2 protein-coding genes are annotated in these 2,094 nt (G+C 66.8%); one reads left to right on the top strand and one right to left on the bottom strand.

Annotated elements, in window-relative coordinates:
• Positions 1–950, bottom strand: a 950-nt coding sequence (locus tag FJ309_17480) for a hypothetical protein (GenBank protein ID MBM3956365.1), incomplete at its 3' end; no start/stop codon positions are given.
• Here FJ309_17480 and FJ309_17475 point away from each other — a divergent pair.
• Complete coding sequence (locus FJ309_17475) at positions 949–2,013, top strand: DUF4339 domain-containing protein (GenBank protein ID MBM3956364.1); 1,065 nt, start codon at positions 949–951, stop codon at positions 2,011–2,013. The genes FJ309_17480 and FJ309_17475 overlap by 2 nt on opposite strands.
• Positions 2,014–2,094: the final 81 nt, after the last annotated feature.

Genomic DNA, 2,094 nt, shown 5'->3' with positions numbered 1-2,094 from the left:
ACCGTCCCGCGGCGGAACCGGATCTTCGGCACCTTCCGCCCCTCACCGGTCCAGTACAGGGCAGCCGGCGACGCCGCTCGGAGATGCGGCACGACCTCGATCGACTTGCCGACGTGCCACCCGTGGTTCCCGCGTCGTCGAGCCTTCTCGACCAGGGCCGGATCGAGCGTCCTCTCGTACTTCTGCTCGTCGTCCTTCAGCACCACCGGCTCGACGATCTGCGGATCGTCCGCCATCACGCACAGCGTGCAGACGATCCGGGCGACCGCCTGCACGATCTCCATCGGGTAGATCAGCCCCAACTCGGTACTCGGGTGGGCGGGGATCTTTTCGAACGACCACTCGATCGAATGCCCCTCGACGCACACCAGGTGCTTGTACATCAGCCGCCGCAGCACACCGGGACCGTCGGCCGCCACCGGCTGCCCGAGCATGTCCTCCCCGGCGTCGATCCAGAACGTCAGCCCACGCACGGTCTCTGGTGGCGCTTCACCCTCCCGGACCAGCACGGCCGGTGCACCGGGACGGGTGTCATGGGCCAGCCGCGAGTTTTCGCAGAGGACCGTCCTGACGCTCCACGTGTGCCCTCCATGCTCCCACTGCAGCGGGTTACCCGTCTTCGGGAACCGGAGCAGGAGCCGGTCGAGCGGCAGCGTGAATAGCGACGCGTCGGCGTCGAGCTTCAATCGCGACAGGGCGGGGAGCAGGCTCGGCCAGAGGTTGTAGTAGGGGCGGCCGGCGAGCGACCAGTCGCGTTCCAGGTTCAACAGCGACGGCGTGAACGGGTCCACTTCCTCCAGCCGCCGGCCCGTCGACGCCAGCGTCCGCGAGGCGATCTGCGACAGGTACCAGGCGTAGAACGGCCCCACCTCCACCGCCTTCACCTCGCGGCGCAGCTCGGGTTGGGACTTGGCCCACTGGTGGTGCGTGAAGTAGTCCCAAAACTGCATGGTGGGGCTTGGTCTGAGGGTGCCGCACAGGTCAAACGCCCGATTCTGGCCGGAAAACGGGTCCCGGCCAACTTCCCACCCTGCTTGGATTTTTCCGAAATCGGGACCAAGGCTGTCCACCTCGTCTGCTTCACTGTCCAGATCCGGGAGCAGTTTCCCGGGACCTGGAGACGCGACGATGGACGGCGACTGGCACTACGCCCGTAACGGCAGCCGATATGGACCAGTTCCTCGGGAGCGGCTCAAGAAGCTCGTTACCGACGGCTGGCTCCAACCCGACGACCTGGTATGGACCGCGGGCATGAAGCAGTGGGTCCGGGCCGGCGATCAGGACTGGCTCTTCGGCCCCCGGCTGCCGCGCCAACTTCACGAGGTCCTTTCGCCGCTGGCCGTCGGCCAACCGACCCCCAAGCCCAAGTCTTCCCCCTCCAAGAAGCCGAACCCGGCACCCGCTTCCCCGCTCATCGACTGGGACAACATCGCTCCCCGGCATCTCGTCGCCGCGTTCGGTGCGTTCATCACGCTGCTGGGATTGGCGTTCACGATCATCGCCCACACGTCGTTCTCGCTGGCGTTCACCGTCGCCGGAATGGTCCTCGTGATCGCCGGGCTGTCGGTCGAGTTCGCTCAGCTGTTCCAGGAAGCCATCGGCAACAGCCGCTCGGCTCTCGCCCGCCGCCGCAAGCTCCCCGACCGCTTCGAGGGACCCAAGCCAGCGGATCGCGAGGCTGAGCCGTTACCAACCGTGAAGCCGGCTGCTGCCGAGCCGACGCCGGCCGCCAGCCCGGTCGCGGTACCGTCGGGGGGAAGCGTCACGATCATCAACCAGATGCCGGTGCAACGATGGAGCCCGGGGGTGGCCGCCGTCCTGACGTTCTTCATCCCGGGCCTCGGCCAGATCTATAAGGGCCAGGTGATCAACGGCATCGTGTGGTTCTTCCTCGTGACGATGGGTTACGCCGCCCTCATCCTCCCCGGGCTGATCCTTCACTTCTTCTGCATCATCGGGGCGCTCAGTGGCAACCCTTGGACCGAGAGCAAGACGACCGTCGTGCGGCAGTAGCGCGGCAGGGGGGAAACGCCCCCAGAGGTGCAGAGACGGGAGCGATCCGCCATGCTTGTCCCCGCCGATCACGTGCTGGAA

The sequence above is a fragment of the Planctomycetota bacterium genome (assembly GCA_016872555.1).
In the GTDB taxonomy this organism is placed as follows: Bacteria; Planctomycetota; Planctomycetia; order Pirellulales; family UBA1268; genus F1-20-MAGs016.
This window is presented reverse-complemented; position numbering and strand designations above follow the sequence as displayed.

Coding starts and splice junctions, on each gene's coding strand:
- FJ309_17475 (MBM3956364.1), top strand. CDS start 949: ATGGTGGGGCTTGGTCTGAGGGTGCCGCACAGGTCAAACGCCCGATTC.